20 protein-coding genes and 1 riboswitch are annotated in these 21,044 nt (G+C 34.2%); of the genes, 9 read left to right on the forward strand and 11 right to left on the reverse strand.

Features of this window, described 5'->3' with window-relative positions:
- Nucleotides 1-97: 97 nt before the first annotated feature.
- On the forward strand, nucleotides 98-361 hold the full coding sequence (locus tag ACM595_RS08040) for a YxeA family protein (RefSeq protein ID WP_156676081.1): 264 nt from the start codon (nucleotides 98-100) through the stop codon (nucleotides 359-361).
- Between the two features lie 235 nt (nucleotides 362-596).
- On the opposite strand, the gene ACM595_RS08045 is transcribed toward ACM595_RS08040, so the two are convergent.
- The 3 genes from ACM595_RS08045 to ACM595_RS08055 all read right to left on the reverse strand — a co-directional run bounded on the left by ACM595_RS08045 (nucleotide 597) and on the right by ACM595_RS08055 (nucleotide 4,283).
- A complete protein-coding gene (locus ACM595_RS08045) occupies nucleotides 597-1,466 on the reverse strand; it encodes an SDR family oxidoreductase (RefSeq protein ID WP_011302285.1) in 870 nt (289 codons plus the stop codon).
- A gap of 170 nt (nucleotides 1,467-1,636) precedes the next feature.
- Nucleotides 1,637-3,532, reverse strand: a complete 1,896-nt coding sequence (locus ACM595_RS08050) for an FtsX-like permease family protein (protein WP_115340456.1) — start codon at nucleotides 3,530-3,532, stop codon at nucleotides 1,637-1,639.
- Nucleotides 3,522-4,283, reverse strand: coding sequence for an ABC transporter ATP-binding protein (locus ACM595_RS08055; RefSeq protein WP_011302283.1), 762 nt, complete (start codon nucleotides 4,281-4,283; stop codon nucleotides 3,522-3,524). Before ACM595_RS08055 ends, ACM595_RS08050 begins: the two co-directional genes overlap by 11 nt.
- A gap of 199 nt (nucleotides 4,284-4,482) precedes the next feature.
- Between ACM595_RS08055 and ACM595_RS08060 the strand changes: the two genes are divergently transcribed.
- From ACM595_RS08060 to copZ, 3 genes are all read left to right on the forward strand, one after another.
- Nucleotides 4,483-5,934, forward strand: coding sequence for a SulP family inorganic anion transporter (locus ACM595_RS08060; protein WP_011302282.1), 1,452 nt, complete (start codon nucleotides 4,483-4,485; stop codon nucleotides 5,932-5,934).
- A gap of 174 nt (nucleotides 5,935-6,108) precedes the next feature.
- Entirely contained in the window at nucleotides 6,109-8,493 is a 2,385-nt protein-coding gene (locus ACM595_RS08065; protein WP_048787389.1) for a heavy metal translocating P-type ATPase, read from the forward strand.
- Nucleotides 8,494-8,538: 45 nt separating this feature from the next.
- Nucleotides 8,539-8,745, forward strand: a complete 207-nt coding sequence (gene copZ / locus ACM595_RS08070; RefSeq protein ID WP_011302280.1) for a copper chaperone CopZ — start codon at nucleotides 8,539-8,541, stop codon at nucleotides 8,743-8,745.
- A gap of 50 nt (nucleotides 8,746-8,795) precedes the next feature.
- On the opposite strand, the gene ACM595_RS08075 is transcribed toward copZ, so the two are convergent.
- The 5 genes from ACM595_RS08075 to ACM595_RS08095 all read right to left on the reverse strand — a co-directional run bounded on the left by ACM595_RS08075 (nucleotide 8,796) and on the right by ACM595_RS08095 (nucleotide 14,631).
- The gene (locus tag ACM595_RS08075; protein ID WP_011302279.1) at nucleotides 8,796-9,794 is read right to left on the reverse strand and encodes a D-lactate dehydrogenase; all 999 of its coding nucleotides are present in this window, start codon (nucleotides 9,792-9,794) and stop codon (nucleotides 8,796-8,798) included.
- Nucleotides 9,795-9,819: 25 nt separating this feature from the next.
- A complete protein-coding gene (locus ACM595_RS08080; RefSeq protein ID WP_419744257.1) occupies nucleotides 9,820-10,977 on the reverse strand; it encodes an aminotransferase class I/II-fold pyridoxal phosphate-dependent enzyme in 1,158 nt (385 codons plus the stop codon).
- Nucleotides 10,978-11,034: 57 nt separating this feature from the next.
- Nucleotides 11,035-11,143, reverse strand: a riboswitch (SAM riboswitch).
- A 261-nt stretch (nucleotides 11,144-11,404) separates the two neighbouring features.
- On the reverse strand, nucleotides 11,405-12,151 hold the full coding sequence (locus tag ACM595_RS08085) for a hypothetical protein (protein WP_041079396.1): 747 nt from the start codon (nucleotides 12,149-12,151) through the stop codon (nucleotides 11,405-11,407).
- Between the two features lie 525 nt (nucleotides 12,152-12,676).
- Complete coding sequence (locus ACM595_RS08090; RefSeq protein ID WP_011302276.1) at nucleotides 12,677-13,720, reverse strand: PTS transporter subunit IIC; 1,044 nt, start codon at nucleotides 13,718-13,720, stop codon at nucleotides 12,677-12,679.
- Nucleotides 13,721-14,202: 482 nt separating this feature from the next.
- Nucleotides 14,203-14,631 (reverse strand): 6-pyruvoyl trahydropterin synthase family protein, encoded by a 429-nt coding sequence (locus ACM595_RS08095; protein WP_011302275.1) that lies wholly within the window; start codon nucleotides 14,629-14,631, stop codon nucleotides 14,203-14,205.
- Nucleotides 14,632-14,762: 131 nt separating this feature from the next.
- Between ACM595_RS08095 and ACM595_RS08100 the strand changes: the two genes are divergently transcribed.
- Together ACM595_RS08100 and ACM595_RS08105 are read left to right on the forward strand one after the other, a co-directional pair.
- Complete coding sequence (locus ACM595_RS08100) at nucleotides 14,763-15,116, forward strand: DUF488 domain-containing protein (protein ID WP_041079401.1); 354 nt, start codon at nucleotides 14,763-14,765, stop codon at nucleotides 15,114-15,116.
- A gap of 10 nt (nucleotides 15,117-15,126) precedes the next feature.
- Nucleotides 15,127-15,792: a DNA-3-methyladenine glycosylase family protein gene (locus ACM595_RS08105; RefSeq protein WP_002482244.1), complete on the forward strand. Its 666-nt coding sequence runs from the start codon at nucleotides 15,127-15,129 to the stop codon at nucleotides 15,790-15,792.
- Nucleotides 15,793-15,967: 175 nt separating this feature from the next.
- Here ACM595_RS08105 and ACM595_RS08110 read toward each other — a convergent pair whose 3' ends face one another.
- The 3 genes from ACM595_RS08110 to ACM595_RS08120 all read right to left on the reverse strand — a co-directional run bounded on the left by ACM595_RS08110 (nucleotide 15,968) and on the right by ACM595_RS08120 (nucleotide 19,100).
- Nucleotides 15,968-16,552, reverse strand: coding sequence for a M23 family metallopeptidase (locus ACM595_RS08110; protein WP_115340455.1), 585 nt, complete (start codon nucleotides 16,550-16,552; stop codon nucleotides 15,968-15,970).
- A gap of 186 nt (nucleotides 16,553-16,738) precedes the next feature.
- Nucleotides 16,739-17,686, reverse strand: a complete 948-nt coding sequence (locus ACM595_RS08115; RefSeq protein WP_041079403.1) for a nucleoside hydrolase — start codon at nucleotides 17,684-17,686, stop codon at nucleotides 16,739-16,741.
- Between the two features lie 58 nt (nucleotides 17,687-17,744).
- Nucleotides 17,745-19,100 (reverse strand): amino acid permease, encoded by a 1,356-nt coding sequence (locus ACM595_RS08120; protein ID WP_115340454.1) that lies wholly within the window; start codon nucleotides 19,098-19,100, stop codon nucleotides 17,745-17,747.
- Nucleotides 19,101-19,317: 217 nt separating this feature from the next.
- Between ACM595_RS08120 and ACM595_RS08125 the strand changes: the two genes are divergently transcribed.
- The 3 genes from ACM595_RS08125 to ACM595_RS08135 all read left to right on the forward strand — a co-directional run bounded on the left by ACM595_RS08125 (nucleotide 19,318) and on the right by ACM595_RS08135 (nucleotide 21,013).
- The gene (locus ACM595_RS08125) at nucleotides 19,318-19,680 is read left to right on the forward strand and encodes a multidrug resistance efflux transporter family protein (protein ID WP_267237949.1); all 363 of its coding nucleotides are present in this window, start codon (nucleotides 19,318-19,320) and stop codon (nucleotides 19,678-19,680) included.
- Nucleotides 19,617-20,279, forward strand: a complete 663-nt coding sequence (locus tag ACM595_RS08130; protein WP_419744258.1) for a multidrug resistance efflux transporter family protein — start codon at nucleotides 19,617-19,619, stop codon at nucleotides 20,277-20,279. The genes ACM595_RS08125 and ACM595_RS08130 overlap by 64 nt, the downstream gene beginning before the upstream one ends.
- A 170-nt stretch (nucleotides 20,280-20,449) precedes the next feature.
- Nucleotides 20,450-21,013 (forward strand): TetR/AcrR family transcriptional regulator, encoded by a 564-nt coding sequence (locus ACM595_RS08135; RefSeq protein WP_011302267.1) that lies wholly within the window; start codon nucleotides 20,450-20,452, stop codon nucleotides 21,011-21,013.
- Nucleotides 21,014-21,044 lie beyond the last annotated feature (31 nt).

Raw genomic sequence — 21,044 nt, forward strand, 5'->3', positions numbered from 1 at the left:
AGTATTGTCGTTATTAGAAAGTACTCATTTCATTAAAATAAAGGAGCTATCATCATGAAAAAAAACCTTACTCATTATCGTTATCCTTTTCGTACTATTGACAGTTGCCTTCTTCTCATTTGATAAATTTGACAGATTTAACCCATTATTAAAAAAAGAAACCTCTTATGCCATCGTTAAATTAAACACGCAATACTATCAAGATTTATCCATTTATTCTAAACAAGGAGAAAAACGCAGTTATAAAGTGTCATTTAATGGGTATAACCCTTCTGAACAATATGTAAAACTAAAACATAAAGGTACATACGTTGAACATATAGAATATATCAGCAAACAATCTTTCCCATCATTAAAATGATTAAAAATAATATTTCCAATAAAATATTTAACTTTAACAAAAGGTACTTCTCCACAGTTTTATCAATTAAATATAAGTTTCCAATAACATTAAGCAATCAAAATGAGTCAGAAATCAGATTTTCTAATATAGATTTTTTAGTCCCATCCTGCGAACGATGACTAGAAAATGAAAAAGAGTCTGAAACATTTATGTTTGTCCCAGACTCATTGTCTTATTTTTTCCATTTCTATATTTATGAAGTAATATAATCTCCACCATTAACATGAATCACTTGGCCAGTGATATACGAACTATCCGCATAGGAAGCTAAAAATACATAAGAAGGCGCAAGTTCTGCTGGCTGTCCTCTTCTTTCCATTGGTGTTTCTCCACCTTGATTTTCCACTTTATCTTCAGAAAATGTAGCTGGTATCAGTGGTGTATAAATAGGACCTGGTGCCACAGCATTGACTCGTATGCCTTTGCTCATTAAAGTTGTCGCTAGTGAACGCGTAAATGCAACAATTGCCCCTTTAGTAGCTGAATAATCAATTAGGTGTGCAGATCCTCTATAAGCTGTAACACTCGTCGTGTTAATGATTGCGTCACCTTCTTTTAAATGTGGTACCGCTGCTTGAGATAAAAACATCATTCCAAATATATTTGTTTCAAAAGTTTCTTTGATTTGTTCAGGTGCGATATCTTCAAAATGATCTTGTGGAAATTGAACACCACCGTTGTTTACTAAAATATTCAATTCTCCGAAATCAGCAACGACCTTTTCAATTAATTTTTGTGAATCTTCGACTTTTTTTAAATCATGGGCGTACGCTTTTGCAGTAACACCTAAAGATGATATTTGTTCAACGACCGCTTCAGCATCTTCATGCTCATCATAGTATCCAATCGCTACATTAGCACCCTCTTTTGCATAAAGCACTGCGATAGCACGTCCTATACCAGAGTCACCACCCGTTATTAATGCAACTTTACCTTTTAACTTGCCACCACTTTTATAACTTTCCATTTCCGTTATTGGTTGTGGGTTCATATCTTTCTGTATACCTGGCTGTCTATCTTGTGTGTATCCTTTTATTTGCTTATGAAATTCTAATAAATTCATTAATTATACACCTCTCTGTTATAATCTCTATCCATTGATAGATACCACTTTATTCTTATGACAAACATGAATGGCACAACATAAATTCTAGACAGACTATGTGCGTTATACAAAAAACACTGTAACGATATACGCTACAGTGTTCTAAATAAAAACCAATGCTATTATATTTAAATTGAATGTCTGACGATACGGCTTGAATGTACAAAAGCCATTACTGCAAAAATACCATAAACAATTGAATAGGCAATCATGACGATATAAATAGGAGTCATCGTTGAACCACCCATAAGAAACATAAAGGCTTTTGCTGCAAAGTAAGCATGTAATAATGAAACAATGAGTGGTAGACCAAAGTTGAATATCACTTTAAGTCCAAGCCCTTTCAGCATATCTTGATGTGTATAACCAATCTTACGTAGAATACGGAAGTTAGGAATTTCATCTTCGGTTTCATCCATTTGTTTGATATAAATGATACATCCTGCCGCCACTAAAAATGCTAATCCTAAAAATGCAGTAACAAATAGTAGAATTCCTACAGAATCATTCATATCTTGTCGCTGTGTTTTTTGAGATTGTATGTCTGGATTAATGGATTTAGCAATTTTATTTGCCGCTTTCCAATCACTTTGTTTTTCCAAATTATATCCATATTGATGTTTGGTTTCTACAGCACTTTGTTTCAATTGATTATATTTATCTTCACTAACAATAAGTACCGGTCCAGCATAGCTCACTTCACTACTGAAATGGACATCTTCATTACTGTCTATAACCTTAATTGATTGATCCGGTTTACTTTTCAGTTTAATAATACCTTGATCATTATGTTGTGCAAATCCACCTGCAGCTGCTAAATTAGTTATCTTAGCTTTGTTTCCAGTAATGTCTTTATCTTTAAAATATTGATTACTCGTAATAAACATTTCAGTTGGCATCATATTGCCAGTGCCTCCACTTTCCTTGAAAAAGCTATCCTTCATCACTTTCACTCTCTCTAATTCTTTATATTGTTCATCGTAACCAATATGCGCCTTATCTAATTTATTTTCGAACGCTTCTGCTTGTTTTTGTTCTGTGAAATTAAAATCTTGTGGAGAACTCAACTTCACATTGTCATCAATCGTTGCTTTGCTAATTGCACCAAAGCATAATACTGTCACTGTCACTGCAGATATTGTGGCAATAATTGTTAAAGATAACGCATTCTTTTTCATTCTATGCATAATTGAAGAAGTAAATACAACATCTGTAATGGACACTTTACCATGTTTAGCATTTTTGATTGTTTTAAAAATAACTGATACTGAACTTCTGAAGAATAGATATGCGCCTACAACTGTTAAGAACAGAATGATAAATGGTGTGAACATCATACCACTTGCAAATTTACCAAACATTTCTGTAGACATATAGTAACCAAAGATAATCATAGCGATACCCAAAATACCAGATATGACTTCAGCAATTGAAATATTATTTTTAGTTGCTTCTGATTTTGAACTATCGTTCATCATTGATAAAATACTGCGTTTTCGTAAAAAGATAAAACTTTGTATCATAATTAAGCACATTGCTACAATAACGAGTAATACAGTTTGTGTAACTGCTGGAAATTGGAATGTTAATGATACGCTTGTACTAATATCCAATATTTTAAGTACAATCATCAGTAGAATTTTCGATCCAAAAACACCTACGATAATACCGATTACACTTGTCACTAAGAACATAGCGATTTGTTCAATCAAAATCATGCGTAAAATATTAGATCTCGTAAGCCCAATGAGTTGGTATAATGCAAATTCACGTGTACGTCTTTTAACAAATAACTGATTTGCGTACATTAAAAAGACGATAATAATAACGAATAAAAAATATGAACCAACGACAGAGCCTTTTTTAATGATGCCTATAGAATTCGCGTTATTGATACTATCTGTATATTTTAATGTAACAAAGCTAAAATATAATACAATACTCACAATGAGCGAAAATATATACATCGCATAGTGACGTAAATTTTGTCTTAAATTTTTAAGAACAATTTGATTAAAGCTCATGTGCCACACCACCTAAGGCTGTTTGCATATGAATGATATTTTTATAAAATGCTTGATTCGTATCTTCACCTTGGTAGACTTCTGAATGAATATTGCCATCTTTCAGCATGATTACTCTATTTGAGTAACTCGCTGCAACAGGGTCATGTGTCACCATAACGATTGTCGCATTCATGTTTTTATTAAGATCTTCAAGTCTATGCAATAAGTCTTGCGCACTTTTAGAGTCTAACGCCCCTGTAGGTTCATCCGCGAAGATAATTGCTGGTTTATGGACTGATGCACGCGCTGCAGCAGTACGTTGTTGTTGACCACCAGAAATTTCATTAGGATATTTATCTCCAAGTTCTTGAATACCTAATGCTTCTGTCACTTCTTTATAATTTTTTTCTTTTTCTTCTTTTGACATTTTTTGAATTGATAGAGGCAACATAATATTTTCTTTAACTGTCAGTGTATTTAAGACACTATAATTTTGGAAAATAAAACCGACTTCTTTTTTTCTAAAGTCTGCCAATGCTTTATTACTCATTTCATTCAATTTGTGACCATTGATTTCAACTGTTCCACTGGTAATATAATCAATAGAACTCAATACATTTAACAAAGTTGTCTTTCCTGATCCAGACGGTCCCATAATAGAAACAAATTCACCTTTTTCTATTGAGAATTCAATCCCTTTTAATACTTCTTGTTGACGATGTCTGTTTCCGTAACTTTTCGTTAGTCCTTCTACTTTCAATATAGACAAGCCGCTCACTCCTTAATTACTGTATAGTCATAGCTTAACGAATCTCAATTCTTTTTTCGTTTGTTTCAACTAACAAATATTTCCATTTAAATGACAAACCTGTCACATATATAAAAAGTATTTTATTCAAATCTTAAAATGCTCAATTATATCTTATGATATAATAGCTAAGTTCAATTTTAAATAAGGAGTACAAGAGATGTTAAATAAATTAAAAAGTGAATGGCTAACTGCACCAGGCACCAATGTTTTAGCTGGTATTGTTGTTGCATTAGCGCTCATTCCAGAGGCCATTTCGTTCTCAATTATTGCTGGTGTAGATCCCATGGTCGGTTTATATTCTTCATTTATTATAGCAGTGGTCATTTCCTTTGTAGGGGGCAGACCAGCTATGATATCTGCTGCTACCGGTTCTGTCGCATTAGTAATTGTTCCTTTAGTCAAAGATCATGGCGTCCAATATTTGCTTGCTGCGACAATACTAATGGGTATCATACAAATCATTTTCGGTATTTTAAAAATAGGAAGATTAATGAAATTCATTCCAAATTCTGTCATGATTGGATTCGTTAATGCACTAGCTATTATGATTTTCATGACCCAAATCAAACATATCTTTGGTATTTCTATCCCAACTTATTTATTTGTTATCTCTACCCTACTTATTATTTACTTGCTACCACGCGTATTTAATAAAGTACCCGCACCACTTGTTGCAATTATACTACTAACCATAACGTATTTAATTACCGGTGCAAAAGTTGAGACTGTGGGTGATTTAGGTGCAATTAATCGTTCATTGCCACAATTCTTTATTCCGGATGTACCATTCAACTTACAGACATTACAAATCATTTTTCCATACTCATTATCTATGGCGATTGTCGGTCTGGTAGAAAGTTTATTGACTGCTAGAATTGTGGATCAAGCAACAGATACATATAGTAGTAAAAATCAAGAATCACGTGGCCAAGGTATTGCTAATGTAGTAACTGGTTTCTTTGGCGCAATGGGTGGTTGTGCGATGATTGGTCAATCTGTCATTAATGTTCGATCAGGTGCAACGACAAGATTATCTACTTTTACTGCCGGTATATTTTTAATCATTTTGATTATCATCTTTGGCGACTGGGTTGTTCAAATTCCAATGCCTATTCTCGCTGCAATTATGGTTATGGTTTCAATTGGTACATTTGATTGGAGATCTTTTAAATTTATTAAAAAGGCACCTCGCACTGATGCATTTGTCATGATTTTAACAGTTGCGATTGTGCTAATCTCTAATAACCTAGCTCTAGGTGTTATCGTCGGTGTCGTTGTGAGTGCACTTTGTTTTGCAACAAAGATTTCAAACGTGGTTGTTACCTACGAAGAAGAGGACGACACCATTCATTATTATATTACTGGACAAATTTTCTTCGTATCTATTGATTCATTAATGAACCAACTTGATTTAGAATTAAGACATAAAACAATTTACTTAAATTTTAAAGATGCACATTTATGGGATGATTCTGCAGTAAATGCCATAGATACTTTAATAGATAATTATCATAAAAAAAACAATACAATTTACGTTCAGTATCTAAATAAAGATAGCCGTAAAATCGTAAATGAATTAAGTAAAGTGAATCAACAACATCTTTTATAAATATTTTCCAAGACTGAAGCATGATATACCTTAATTGGCATACGATGCTTCAGTCTTTTTTTAAACATTGTGTTTGACTTGTATACCTACTAGGGGTATATTATAAATATAAAACAAATGACTTAATCGTATATATCCAGCCATTTTATTTTAACTATAAGGAGGTCACAGCATATGACTGAACAGAAAAAGACGACCATTGGCATTACTGGAATGACATGTGCTGCCTGTGCCAATCGCATTGAGAAAAACTTAAATAAATTAGATGATGTAGAAGCAAATGTGAATGTTACAACTGAAAAAGCTACAATATCTTACAACCCAGAATCAACATCCGCAGATGATTTAACAAAAACCATAGAAAAAACAGGTTATGGTGTGTTAAATGAAACAGCTGAGTTAGATGTTATTGGCATGACGTGTGCAGCATGTTCTAATCGAATTGAAAAAGTATTGAATCGTACAGATGGTGTAGATCAAGCAACAGTCAATTTAACAACTGAAAATGCTACGATTTCCTATAATCCTAGTGCAACGTCTGTTGATGCATTAATTAAAAAAATACAAAAAATAGGTTACGATGCACAACCCAAAAAAGAGGTGGCCGAAAAAAGTTCACAAAAAGAATTAGAATTAAGAAGCAAATTAGTTAAATTAATCATTTCTGCAGTGTTGGCCGCGCCACTCTTGCTAACAATGCTTGTACATCTTTTCGGTATACAAATTCCATCTATTTTTATGAATCCTTGGTTCCAATTTATATTGGCAACACCGGTTCAATTTATTATCGGATGGCAATTTTATGTTGGAGCTTACAAAAACTTAAGAAATGGCTCAGCAAATATGGACGTACTCGTTGCATTAGGTACAAGTGCCGCCTATTTCTACAGTTTATACGAAATGGTCAAATGGCTATTTAATGCTAATGTGATGCCTCATTTATATTTCGAAACAAGTGCCGTATTAATTACACTTATTTTATTTGGTAAATATTTAGAAACTCGTGCAAAAACACAAACGACAAATGCATTAAGTGAATTATTGAATCTTCAAGCCAAAGAAGCGCGCGTTTTGCGGGACAATAAAGAACAGATGATACCGCTAAACGATGTGGTTGAAGGCGATTATTTAATTATTAAACCTGGTGAAAAAATACCTGTAGACGGTAAAATCATTAAAGGAAAAACGTCTATTGATGAATCGATGCTAACTGGTGAATCCATGCCAGTTGAAAAAGTGCAAGATGATAACGTTATCGGTTCAACTATGAATAAAAATGGTTCTATCACTGTTAAAGCTACGAAGGTAGGAAAAGATACTGCCCTCGCGTCTATTATTAAAGTTGTTGAAGAAGCACAAGGTTCGAAAGCACCGATACAACGTCTAGCCGATGTTATTTCAGGTTACTTTGTACCTATCGTCGTTGGTATCGCAGTACTCACTTTTATTATATGGATTGCATTCGTTCAACAAGGTCAATTTGAACCCGCATTAGTTGCCGCAATTGCAGTACTCGTCATTGCGTGTCCTTGTGCACTTGGTTTAGCAACACCTACATCAATCATGGTAGGAACTGGAAAAGCTGCAGAAAACGGTATTTTATTTAAAGGTGGCGAACACATTGAACGTACCCATCAAATCGATACCGTCGTACTTGATAAAACAGGTACGATAACCAATGGGAAACCAGTAGTCACTGACTTTGATGGTGATGAAGAAGCTTTGCAATTATTAGCTAGCGCAGAAAAAGGTTCAGAACATCCTTTAGCAGATGCCATTGTAAATTATGCCCAAACGATGAATATTAAATTATTAGATACAACTGATTTCGAAGCGGTACCTGGGCGCGGTATTAAAGCAAATATATCTGGCAAAAATTTAATTGTTGGTAACCGTCAATTTATGAACGACGAAAATGTCGATATAAAAGATTCAGAAGACATCATGACTCAATTTGAAAAATCTGGTAAAACAGCAATGTTAATTGCAATCAATCAAGAATATAGAGGGATGGTTGCCGTTGCAGATACAGTCAAAGACTCAACTGCTGCTGCAATTAAACAATTACATGATCTCAATATTAAAGTCGTCATGTTAACCGGTGACAATGAACGTACAGCACAAGCTATTGCCAATGAAGTTGGTATCGATACAATCATTGCCCAAGTATTACCAGAAGAAAAAGCAGCAAAAATCAAATCACTCCAAACCCAAGATAAAACCATTGCGATGGTGGGTGACGGCGTTAACGATGCACCAGCACTCGTACAAGCCGATATTGGTATTGCTATTGGTACTGGCACAGAAGTCGCTATTGAAGCCGCAGATGTTACAATTCTAGGCGGTGACTTATTATTAATACCTAAAGCCATTAAGGCAAGTAAAGCAACCATACGCAATATTCGCCAAAACTTATTCTGGGCATTTGGTTATAATGTTGCAGGTATACCTATCGCCGCACTTGGTTTGCTCGCACCATGGATTGCTGGTGCAGCCATGGCTCTAAGTTCTGTTAGTGTAGTAACAAATGCGTTAAGATTAAAACGTATGAAATTATAAATGATATATAATACAATCATACGACTTTATGAGGAGGTGATTTATATGGCTACAGAAACAATTCAAGTAGAAGGCATGAGCTGTGACCATTGCAAACATGCTGTAGAAACTGCATTAACTGAGCTTGATGGTGTATCAACAGCTGACGTTAGTCTAGAAGCCGGTAATGTTAAAGTAGATTTTGACGATGACAAAGTTACAATGCCTCAAATGAAAGACGCAATAGAAGACCAAGGTTACGATGTTAAATAAATATAAAAGAAGGGACGCTTAGTCATTTAAGCGCCCCTTCTTTTATATATTTAATTTACTCTTAAACGCGTGTCACCTGTTTTTATGACTTCCATCGTTGCATCTAATGCATCAACAATTAAATTTTCGACAGCGGCATCTGTATAAAATGCAATGTGTGGTGAAACAATGACATCTGGTCGTTCAATCAATTGCTTTAACATATCATCATTAAATGCTGTATGACGTTGATCACTAGGGAACAAGCCTTTTTCACCTTCATACGTATCTAATGCTGCACCTTTTATCAAACCTCGATCTAAAGCATCGATTAATGCACTTGTTTTCACAATTGTACCTCGAGCACAATTAATAAATACAGAACCTGGTTTAAATTCATTGAATAAAGTTTCATCAAACAAATAATCATTTTCCTTACTAGCTGGAATATGTACTGTTACGATATCTGCATTTTGGATTGCTTCATTGATGGTACTTGCATAAGTTAAAAAGCTTCTATAATCATCATTAGGTGCAATGTCATAAGCCGTTACTTCAGCGTCAAATCCTTGCGCAAATATCTTAGCAACAATTGAACCAATGCGACCTGTTCCAATGACAGCAACTTTCAAGTCTCTAATAGAACGTGATAATATATCCGGTTGCCACCTAAAATCATATTCAGCAGTTTTTTGTTGAATGTCATTATAATTACGAACTAGATTGAGTGCTTGTGACACAGTATATTCCGCAATTGAATGTGGTGAATAAGAAGGTACATTACTAATAATCAAATTATATTTTTCCGCCAATTCAAAATCATAAATATCAAAGCCAGCACTACGTTGAGCAATTTGTTTAATCCCAAAATCATGTAATTGCTTATAAATGGTTTCGTCCAATGGTATTTGTTGCGAAATAGACACACCATCAAATCCTTTTACACGTGAGACAGTTTCACATGTTAATAAATCTTCATCTAAATCGACTTCTACTTTATGCTTATTAGACCAAGCTTCAATGAAAGCTTTATCCTCATTTCTAACGCCAAAAAGTTTTATACGCGTCATGTTAGCATCCCCTTTAAAATTAATGTTATTCATACAGATGTCTCAGAGATTGGATTCTCTCGGCAGCTACTTTCAATTGCTCATCATCAAGCGCTAATGATATACGCACATAGTTTTTACCATGTTCACCAAACGGAATACCCGGTGCAACAAGTATGGATTGCTCTTGTAATAAATAGTCAACAAATGATTCCCCATCAAAATTTGGCGGCGTTTTTAGCCACAAGAATATACCACCTTTCATCGGTTCAAATTGAATATTTTCTTCCTTTAACTTCGCTTCAAAAGTATCCCTACGTTGTTTGAAAATATTACTTTGTTCGTCCAAGAAATCATCATAGTGATTCAATGCATAGGTCGCTGCATCTTGTAACGCACCAAACATACCCGCATGCGTGTGTGTGTGATATTTTTTCAACGCTTGAATCATATCTTTATTGCCTACTGCAAATCCAACTCTAAAACCGGACATATTATATCCTTTAGATAATGAAAATACTTCAATCGCTAAATCTTTTGCACCTTCTGTTTGTAAAATACTCGGATTTTTATGATCAAACCCAAATGCACTGTACGCAAAATCATGAACTATTTTAGTCTTTGTACCTTTAAATTGCGCTACAGCCTCATCAAATACAGCTTGTGTAGCTACTGATCCAGTAGGATTATTTGGATACGTTAAATAGACTAATCGCGTATTTTTCAATATATCCCTATCCACTTTATCCCATTGAGGCAAGTAATATGGTGGTTCTAATACGAGCGGTTGTGGATGTGCATCAGCTAATAAGACACCCGCCTTATAATCTGTATAACCTGGATCTGGTAGTAGTACATTTTCACCAGGATTAACAATACAAGATGGTAAAGCTACCAAACCATTTTTAGTTCCGTACAAAATACAGACTTCATCGTCTTTATCTAACACGACATCATATTGCCTTTGATAAAAATCTACAATCGCTTGTTTAAAAGTCTCTTTACCATGAAATGCTACATACTTTTGATTATTTGGCTCTCGCAATGCATCTGTAAAACAATCAATAATCCCTGTTGGTGTTTCTCCATCTGGTATACCTACCGCCATATTAATTAAAGGTAACGGCCCATGTTCAACAGGCTGCCCCATCGTTTTTGCAAAATAACTATCTGGTACTTGTGCTAATCTATCCGAAATCACCATCAAAGTCCTCCTAATAAAAAACTATATACCTACGAAAGTGGCATATAGTTTACATGTCACCTATCTTTCAAGTAGTGTTACTTGTTGGACGAAGCACAGTACTTCTTTACAAAGTCTGTTGCTGAAGCTTCACAGGGCCAATTCCCTCAACTTCTCTGGATAAGTTTTGCTTTTAAATTACTATTAATTTTATCAGAATATTCAAACATGTCAATGCAAAAAAAGGGAGTAGGACAGAAATCAAATTTTCTAATAGAGATTTCGTAGTCCTACCCCGGCAAGGATGACTAGGATTGAAAAAAGCTTGATATAAGTGTATTTTCAATCCAGTCATCTACTGCCTAATTGAAAAAGAACCTAAGACATTAATTTATGTCTCAGGCTCTTATATTTATACCACCAAACCGCGTGTTCAGTGCTATAAATCCTACCACCAACCGTGTGAAGCACGGAAAGATAACGCTGCGTCTACTGAACCATAACGTTGTTTAGCGTAGTTTAACATACCTTTAGTTTGATCAGCTACTGAACCAGTACCCCATGATTCTTTAGTTTGACCTAAACCTCTGTATCCAGCTGAGTTAACAGCGTTTGGATTACCACTTGATTCAGGTAAAACGATTGAATTCCACATAGCTTCTGAACCACCAGCAGCTAAGAATTGAGCTTTAACTGATCCACCAGTTGAAGCAGCTGAAGTTTGAGCAGCTTTATAAGTTTTTACTGCAGCACTTGTTTGTGCAGTTTGAACGTTTGTGTTAGATGAAGCTTTAGGCGCTTCAACAGCTGCTACTTCAGTGTTGCTTGATTGTTGTTGTGTACGAACTTCGTTAGCTGAAGTTTCGTTAGTGTGTGTAGTTGCTTGAGCAGTTACATCTTGGATAGTGTTAGAAGATGCACTTTGAGCACCTGCAGTTGTATAATTCCATGACCAAGTTTGGCCATCAGAAGTGAAAGTATATTCGTTTCCACCTAATACGAAATCATAGTTATACGCACCAGCGTGTAATGGTTTTTCATTTAATTGCTCTGGGTTGTTTTGAGCTAAGTCAGCTAAATGCGCTTGGTCGATATTTTCTTCTGATGCATGCGCTTGATTGTGATCAGCTGTTGCTGCATATCCTGTTACACCTAATGCTACTGCTAATGATGATGCTAAAATTGTTTTCTTCATAATAAAAAAATCCTCCAATTAATTTCTTTTTAAGTTAAATTATATTTTCGTTAAATTATTTATCGTATGTGCTGAAATCTTTTAAATTTAATGTCTTATCTTTTCGCCACAAATAATATACCATAAATTTCGTTCAGTTATATTACACTTCCTTAACAAAACGTTACAAATCAAATTCCACTTTGTAACATTACGACATATTTGTTTTATTTTGTAATGCTAAATAACTATTGATAGATAAAAGGATATTATATGAGTATATGATATAAAGCGATTAAATAAATTTACATTTAAGAAAATCATATATTCTGAAATATTACAAATCACACTTTTGTTACATAACTGTAAAATAACAAAAAGACAAAAAAATTATATTTTGGAGTAAAACTTGCAAATTTTTTTGTTTAAATTAAAAAAAGACCACTGATGGGTGGCCTTTTTTAATCATTTTATATTTTTTTATGTAACGACAACCTTATGCTTTATTACAAAATATGACACACATTTTAAGCAAATTGTGTAACCTTACGCTAAGAACTTGAAGATTTCTCTATCATATATTTTCAATATCTTCATATATAACGTATTAATTAAATACCCCATAACAAATGGTACGACAAAAAATGCAATAAACACAAAAACTAAATTCAATATTATTGAATGTTCCATAAATCTAAAAGCACTGATCGGTCCAACTAGTCCGATAATACCAAAACCAGCTGATTCCTTTGTACCTCCAATACCAATTAACCCACCAACTAAACCTGTAATAAGCGCATTGGTAAAAATAGGTAACAATATAATAGGATGTCTGACCATATTCGGAATCATCATTTTGACGCCACCTAAGAATATCGTAAGTGGTACACCCGCTCTATTTATTTTAAGTGTGCCTGCTACTAATGCACCTTCACACGCAACAATACCTAGTGAAGCTGAACCTGCAGCTAAGCCATTGATACCAATAGCTAAAGCAGTCGCAACTGTGGAAATTGGTGAAATAATAATAAAGCTAAACACTAATGCAATGAGCATTGACATAAGGACTGGCTGCAACTCAGTAAAAGAATTTACTAAGTTCCCAATACCTGTTGTAATCATTTGGATATATGGTAAGGTAAATACACCAATTACACTTGCGATGACCCCCACAATGGTAGGTAAAATAATTAATGTCAGACTGCCAAATTTTTCTCCTACTAATAATATTAAAAATACTGCAATCGCTGCAGTAAGCATTGTATTAATTAAATCTCCAACTCCAACTAATAACCACACGCCATCTTTGAATTGTGCTGCGCCGCTTCCTACAAATGCAGAGCTAGCTACGACTGCAGTTGCTAATGGGCTTAGTTTGAAACGCATGGCAATTAAGGCACCTACTAATAAAGGAACTGTAAATTGAATACTTTCCACAACTTGCAATAAAGTTGTAAATACTGAAGATTTTGGTGCAAAAAGTTTAAATAATTCTCCCAAGATCGCATTAGGAATTAAACCTGCAACAATAGCAATTGCTACACCTGACAGAACATTATATAGAAATTGTTTTGGACTTACTTTAATCATAGAAGTTCCCCCCTAAGCTGAAATAGAATACTACCATATCATATTTTCTTAATTTTCAGAATATTTATTTTGTATTATTTTTCACTTTTACTAAATTCATCACAGGGGTGATTTCATTTAGTAGCAAACACAAAACATTGGAGGAACTCGACTTTCTAAAAATCGCATCTTATATCAAATCAATTTTAACGATATTCTAAAATGAGATATATCAAAATAAAGAGTCTAGGACATAAATAGTGGTCCTAAACTCGCTTACATTTAGGCATTAGCAGATAGTTGAATTGAAAATATGAAGTCTCACTTATTTAAAGAAAGTATTTTTTTCCATATTTATGGAAACGAGTCGTTCTGATGCATAAGCTTTAACTCAGGTAAACCATTATCTTAATCAGCCTTGCCTTAATTGCATCGGTAGAACTAAGAAATCTCTATTAGAAATTTTGATTTCTGTTCTACTCACACTTTTTATATCGTCATTTTCATTTATCCATTAATTCTGTTGTTAACACTAACCCCTGTGTATCCGTTTCAAAAAATTCTAGCTTTTGTAATGAATTATTTTCAGGTAAGTGTTTATTAAATTGATGCCAAATCCAAATCGCAATATTTTCTGCTGTTGTATTCATCTCTGGCAATGTTTCATTCACAAGTTGACCATCAATATAAGGCGCTATTTCTCTTTCATACAGTTTATCTACTTCATTAAAATCCATAGCTAGACCATATGCATCAATGCTAGATAATATTTCTATGTTGAACTTATATGTTTGGTTTTCTAAATCTTTATGCACAGTTTGAGTAAAATAAATTCTATTATCACATGTAAATTCATAATAATTTTTTATTAACACTTCACCCTCTTTATATCGAAAATGGTCAGGTGGTTGAATATGATCAAATTTAGACATTATCATCACTCCTATTTCCCTTTTTATTTATATACCCATTCCTGTTCCTTCTATAATATAACTATGTTTTCAAATTTCATTTAACGGTAATAATATGATTGATACTAAATGATTTTCAGGGAGGCAGTAGCATGACAATTCAAATACAACGCATTTATGAAAATAATCAGAGCGAAGGTACGCGTATACTTGTAGATCGTGTTTGGCCTAGAGGCATATCAAAAGAAGACGCAAATTTAGATTTTTGGTTAAAAGAGCTAGCGCCAACTACCGAATTAAGAAAATGGTTCAATCACGATCCCAAATTATATGCTGCTTTCAAAGAAAAATATGCCAAAGAATTACGTGACAATGAATCACAAAAAGAAGCCTTTGAAAAATTAAAATCTATCATTTCTAATACTAAGCATGATGTCATATTATTATTTGCAGCAAAAGATGAACAGCACAATCAAGCAGTTGTGCTTCAAGACTTATTAAATTAAGAGGTAATTTATGAATACATGGCAAATTTCCGTTCAAGATGCATGCGTACAAACGCTAATTAAACAAGATGCCACACTTGCGCATTTAATTAACCAGATAGGAGATTTACAGATCCAGACGCGCCCAGACCCGTTAAAATCCCTTATCCGGTCTATCATTGGACAGCAAATTACAGTAGCTGTAGCGCAGTCTATTTTCCAAAAATTATCCATCGCCATTGACGATCACTGGACGGTAAATCAATTATCACAACTAAGAGAATCCGAAATGAAAGCGTTAGGTTTATCTCAATCAAAAATAAACTATATCCAAAATGTACTATTTGCAGTGCGCAATGGACAATTGAATTTTGAACAACTCTACAAAATGGACGACAATAGTGTTATTAACGCACTGACTCAAATTAAAGGGATTGGTAGATGGACTGCCGAAGTTTTTCTTCTATTTACATTACAGCGCAAAAATATATTACCTATATACGATGTTGGATTGCAACGTGCTGCTCAATGGTTATATCAAACAACCAAAGCCGAAAGAAAGAAACAACTCACTATCTGTAAGGAACAATGGCAGGGTTGTGCTTCAATTGGTGCATTCTATTTATGGGAAGCAATTCATCAAGATTTATTACAATACGATTCTATCTATGATATACCAAAAGACCATAAAAATTAGGGCGAGGCAATGAAATCAAACATTATCATTTGAATTCATCGTCTCGCCCTATTCACGTTATCTCAAAAGCTATTATTTTTTCATAAACCCCATTTTTCATTACTTCTTGTGTTATTTGGTATTAATAGTATGAAAAACTCTAACTTCTAGAATCTCTTTTATTTAATATAGCGATTTACTCTACTTCAAATAAACTTTCTTCTCCATTTGGCAAATCTTCAACATAATCTTTAGGGTCTATCGCATAATCGTTACCAACGCCACCTTCCATACGTTGAAAATGCAAGTGTGCGCCAGTCGTTTGTTCACCGGTATTACCTGACAGTGCAATCGTATCACCTGCTTTAACGTCATCTCCTACTTCCACTTTAAATTCATTAAGATGCATATACCACTGATGATATTCACCATTTGACTCTGCTATCTGAATTACTTTACCACCTAAATCATCATCGAATGTTCGCGTCACTTTGCCATCAGCAGCCGCTTTGATTGGCGTATCTTCAGGCAAATGATAATCGATGCCGTAGTGTTTACCATCAAATTCACTAAATTTATATTCCCCAAAATTTTCTGTTTCCCTACTGCCATCGAAAAACTTACTAAAAGAACCTTCACTTTCACCTTGGTCTGCGTCCTGATTTTGTGTAGTAAATGTTTCATTCATATTTTCTTTTATATCATTTATATTCAGTATTAACCACGTTAGTGGAACAATAATAAGCATTAGTAAGACAATCCACTTCATTATATTTTTCACTATTTGATTCACCTTTTAATCATTTTAAGTATTGGCTTTTCAGTATACTTTTTATAGTGATAAATCTCTAATAATTCGCTTGAATTAGCGCTCATACTTTAGTTGTAGCAAAAAAGGAGCAGCACTATGAAATCTTTATAGTAAAATCAGATTTCTGTACCACTCCCGCTTATAAATGTCTGCTTGTTAATGTGTATGCTTCTCATAACTTGCTAACATATTTTCCATTAATGTCCATACACTCGCTACATCGACCGCTGTAGCAAAATAGGCATTTTTCTCTTTATTCATAATATCATTTAAATCTACTGACATCGTGCCATATGTCAATGGACTCTGGTGCTCTATATCGATATGTGTATGTTGCATTGTAAATAAATCAGGTTGCATCAAATAAAGTACCGTACAAGCATCATGTATTGGACCACCATCCATGTCAAAGTGCGTTTTATACGTAGATTTGAAAAATTCTAGAAGTTCTACAACAAAGTTTGCAATTGGATTCTTAATCTGTTTAAATCTATCGATAACATGATCTGTGGCTAATACTTGATGCGTCACATCTAAACCAAACACATTGATACACACACCACATTCAAAGACGCGCTTAGCCGCTTCTGCATCAACCCAAATATTAAATTCTGCAGTAGGAGTCCAGTTCCCGAAGGTGCCACCGCCCATAATTGTAATAGATTCAATATGTTGTGTGATATTTGGTTCCTTAATCAGCGCCGTAGCAATGTTGGTTAATGGACCCGTTGCAACAAGCGTGACTGGTTCCTTGCTTTGCTTCAATGTTTCGATAATAACATCGACTGCTTGTTTTTGCGTTGGTTTTAGTGCTGGGACTTCAGGCAGTTTCGGACCATCTAACCCACTATCGCCGTGTATTTGTGAAGCAAAGGATGCTGGCTTAATAAGTGGACGCGTAGCACCAACAGAGACACTAATATCATCTCTTCCCATCACTTCTAATACATTTAAAGCGTTTTTGGTATTTTTTTCTACCGATTGATTCCCTGCTACCGTTGTCACAGCTAATATATCTAATGGACTGTTTTGTGCTCCTGCTAAAATTAATGCGATTGCATCATCATGACCCGGGTCACAATCCATAATTATTTTTTTACTCATTTTAATCACTCCAATATAAAAATTCACAACCTATGCGTATTCATGTTAAAAGCACGCATTACTCAGCTGTATGCTTTTTGTATTGTCTATACATTAAAGCAAGTACAATCAACCATAAAGGTGCTAAAATAACCCCAATACGTGTTTCTGGGTTAACAAATAATACCCCGAAAATAAATACGAAAAATGCAATAATACAAATCGACATAATTTTTCCGCCTGGCATTTTATATCTACTTTGTTTATGTAAGTCCGGACGTGCTTTGGTGTACCTTACATAGGCAATCATAATAATTGTCCAAATAAAGATATTTAATACTGTAGAAACTGTACTGATATACACAAATACAGTCGTCGCATTTGGAATAAAATAATTCAATAATACTGCAAATAACAATAATGCACACGTTACAAGAATTGCGACAACTGGTACGCCTTTACGGTTTGTTGCTTGAAACTTCGGTGGTGCTTGTTTTCTATCTGATAATCCGAATAGTGTTCTACTATTAGCAAATATCCCACTGTTACACGCTGACGCTGCAGCTGTTAACACAACAAAATTAATCATGCCTGCAGCAAATGGTATCCCCACTAATGCAAACACTTTCACAAAAGGACTGCCTTCTGGATCTAGTTCATTCCAAGGTATAATAGAAATGATGACTGCTAACGCACCAATGTAAAACAATAAAATCCTAAGCGGCACATTATTAATCGCCTGAGGAATTGTCTTATGAGGATTTTTTGTTTCTCCGGCTGTGATACCAATCATCTCAATGCCGACAAATGAAAAGATTGCCATTTGAAACGACATTAAGAAACCAGACATACCATTAGGGAACACCCCACCATGACGATAGATATTTGATACGCTAGCATGACCAAATGGCGTTTTATAAGCCATGATAATCATTACAATGCCGACAATAATCAATGCCACAATAGTTACTACTTTGATTATTGCAAACCAAAATTCTAATTCGCCAAATAATTTCGTACTTAATAAATTAAACGACATAAGTAACAATACACATGCCAGTGCTGTTAACCAGTTTGGAATATCTGGATACCAAAAGGATACATATTTAGCTACTGCTGTCACTTCTGCCATCCCTGAAATAATCCATGTTAACCAATATGTCCATCCCGTTATAAATCCAGCTAACGGCCCTACATATTCATGCGTGATATCCGCAAAAGAATTAAATTCAGTGTTTGACAATAACATTTCTCCCATTGCCCTCATGAACATAAACAACACAAATCCAACAATAATATAGGTGAGTAAAATGGATGGTCCAGCTAAGTGAATAGATTGTCCAGCACCTAAAAACAATCCGGTTCCAATGGCTCCTCCAATCGCAATTAACTGTATATGCCGATTACTGAGTTCTCTCTTTAATTTATCTGCCATTATTTCTACCCCTTATTCGAAATATTTGCACATTTTTATCATACTACTTTTTCATGATAAGTATCAAAATACTTTTAACACAAATGAAATCATATTGCTTTACGCTTATTATTGCCTATAAATATATTTACAAACTTACTAGCTTTGCTAATTTTTAAATAAATGTTAAATTAAAAATATTAATTATTTTCAATTACAGTGTTAAAGGGTGAATCGTATGCGTGCAATATTAATTGGTATTCTTGGTGCATTATTTTTTTCTGTAACATTTATCTTGAATCATGCAATGGCTAAAGATGAAGGCAATTGGCTATTTAGTGCTTCATTACGCTTTTTATTTATGTTCCCCATACTTTTTATAATTATATACATTAAAAAGAACCTAACTAAAGTACATCATCATATTAAAACGCATTTTGTTCCATGGATGATTTGGAGTACCCTAGGATTTGTATTTTTTTATATGCCAATTACATTTGTCGCTAATTACAGTCCCGGATGGCTTATCTCTGCAACATGGCAATTAACAATCATTTGTGGTCTACTCCTCGCGCCATTTTTTATGAATATGTGCAAATAAATCATCAACAAATAAAAGTAAGAGAGCGTATTTCTTGGCGCTCTGTAGGTACCTCTAGCATTATGGTCTTGGGTGTGGTACTTGTCCAAATACCTCAAGTTTCTCATATTGAAATACAAGTTTTTATCATGTCGGTACTTCCTTTAATTATAGGTGCCTTTTGCTATCCTTTAGGTAATCGTAAGATGATGATTCTTGTGGATAATCAATTAAATACACTTGAACGTATTTATGGTATGACGCTCGTCACACTACCTATATGGGTGGTTATATTTATATGTGGTGTATTGAGGTCCGGTCCGCCTTCTTCTAATCAACTTTTACAGACATTTATCGTAGCCGTATTCTCTGGGATAATAGCTACGACACTCTTTTTCTATGCAACCAATATGGTAAAACATAACCAAGCAAAACTTGCAGCAGTCGAATCGACACAAGCGACTGAAATCATTTTTACATTAATTGGTGAAATGCTCCTTTTGGGCTTACCGCTTCCAAGCACAGTTAGTATGATAGGGATCATCATAATTACATTAGGTATTTTCATCTATAGTTTCATGAACAGCATAATTAAGGAAAACAATAACATGACACTGTAATTCAAATCACAAAATATTTTGGGACAAAGTTTTATAGTAAGGTTTTTAAACGTATTCCTTAATTTGTAATATATGCAGTTCAAATCATTCACATTGACATCTCGTTATGAAAGCAAGATAATTTGTTTGAATACATAATCGTTTTATAAATTAGAGGAGGTATGAGGTCAATGACTACAACACATGTTGACCCAAGAGTAACCAGAACTAAAAAGTTGTTGATGGACGCCTTTCGTGAAATTGCTAAAGAAAAAAAATTACAAACTATAACAATTAAAGACATTACGGAACGTGCAACGGTAAATCGCGCTACGTTTTATGCTCATTTTTATGATAAATATGACATTATGGATTATACGCTCTCAGAAACTGTATTAAAAAATTTAAATGATGCATTAGATGTTTCTTCAGAACTTAACGAAACGACATTATCTTCCAGCTTCATTACAATTACGAGTTATATTCAAGAAACACATAATGAATGTAAATTAAATAGCGAAGCCTATGGACAAGTTGTTGAAAAAAGAGTCAAAGAAGAGTTAGAGGATATCTTTTTAACATTGCTTGTCCAACAACATCCAAATGAAACAAGAGAATCTCTTGCGGCAAGTGCGAGATTTCTTTCATGGGGGTTATACGGTACAGCTAAGCATTGGTTTCATAGTAGTCAATTATCAGCAAATGATTACATTGAGGGTGCACTACCCTTTCTAATGAAACAGATTTTAAAATAAAAATCCACGTCAGGACTTATTAGGTCTCTGT

Origin of the sequence: Staphylococcus sp. LKG3-1 (assembly GCF_048568385.1) — a bacterium.
Classification (GTDB): Bacteria; Bacillota; Bacilli; order Staphylococcales; family Staphylococcaceae; genus Staphylococcus; species Staphylococcus saprophyticus.

What these genes read in the sequence shown, in the direction of transcription:
- ACM595_RS08120 (WP_115340454.1), bottom strand. Translation starts at nt 19,100, where the DNA reads ATGGCAGATAAATTAAAGAGAGAACTCAGTAATCGGCATATACAGTTA.
- ACM595_RS08095 (WP_011302275.1), bottom strand. Translation starts at nt 14,631, where the DNA reads ATGTCTAAATTTGATCATATTCAACCACCTGACCATTTTCGATATAAA.
- ACM595_RS08115 (WP_041079403.1), bottom strand. Translation starts at nt 17,686, where the DNA reads ATGAGTAAAAAAATAATTATGGATTGTGACCCGGGTCATGATGATGCA.
- copZ (WP_011302280.1), top strand. Translation starts at nt 8,539, where the DNA reads ATGGCTACAGAAACAATTCAAGTAGAAGGCATGAGCTGTGACCATTGC.
- ACM595_RS08125 (WP_267237949.1), top strand. Translation starts at nt 19,318, where the DNA reads ATGCGTGCAATATTAATTGGTATTCTTGGTGCATTATTTTTTTCTGTA.
- ACM595_RS08135 (WP_011302267.1), top strand. Translation starts at nt 20,450, where the DNA reads ATGACTACAACACATGTTGACCCAAGAGTAACCAGAACTAAAAAGTTG.
- ACM595_RS08080 (WP_419744257.1), bottom strand. Translation starts at nt 10,977, where the DNA reads ATGGTGATTTCGGATAGATTAGCACAAGTACCAGATAGTTATTTTGCA.
- ACM595_RS08050 (WP_115340456.1), bottom strand. Translation starts at nt 3,532, where the DNA reads ATGAGCTTTAATCAAATTGTTCTTAAAAATTTAAGACAAAATTTACGT.
- ACM595_RS08045 (WP_011302285.1), bottom strand. Translation starts at nt 1,466, where the DNA reads ATGAATTTATTAGAATTTCATAAGCAAATAAAAGGATACACACAAGAT.
- ACM595_RS08085 (WP_041079396.1), bottom strand. Translation starts at nt 12,151, where the DNA reads ATGAAGAAAACAATTTTAGCATCATCATTAGCAGTAGCATTAGGTGTA.
- ACM595_RS08065 (WP_048787389.1), top strand. Translation starts at nt 6,109, where the DNA reads ATGACTGAACAGAAAAAGACGACCATTGGCATTACTGGAATGACATGT.
- ACM595_RS08100 (WP_041079401.1), top strand. Translation starts at nt 14,763, where the DNA reads ATGACAATTCAAATACAACGCATTTATGAAAATAATCAGAGCGAAGGT.
- ACM595_RS08130 (WP_419744258.1), top strand. Translation starts at nt 19,617, where the DNA reads ATGGCAATTAACAATCATTTGTGGTCTACTCCTCGCGCCATTTTTTAT.
- ACM595_RS08075 (WP_011302279.1), bottom strand. Translation starts at nt 9,794, where the DNA reads ATGACGCGTATAAAACTTTTTGGCGTTAGAAATGAGGATAAAGCTTTC.
- ACM595_RS08105 (WP_002482244.1), top strand. Translation starts at nt 15,127, where the DNA reads ATGAATACATGGCAAATTTCCGTTCAAGATGCATGCGTACAAACGCTA.
- ACM595_RS08060 (WP_011302282.1), top strand. Translation starts at nt 4,483, where the DNA reads ATGTTAAATAAATTAAAAAGTGAATGGCTAACTGCACCAGGCACCAAT.
- ACM595_RS08090 (WP_011302276.1), bottom strand. Translation starts at nt 13,720, where the DNA reads ATGATTAAAGTAAGTCCAAAACAATTTCTATATAATGTTCTGTCAGGT.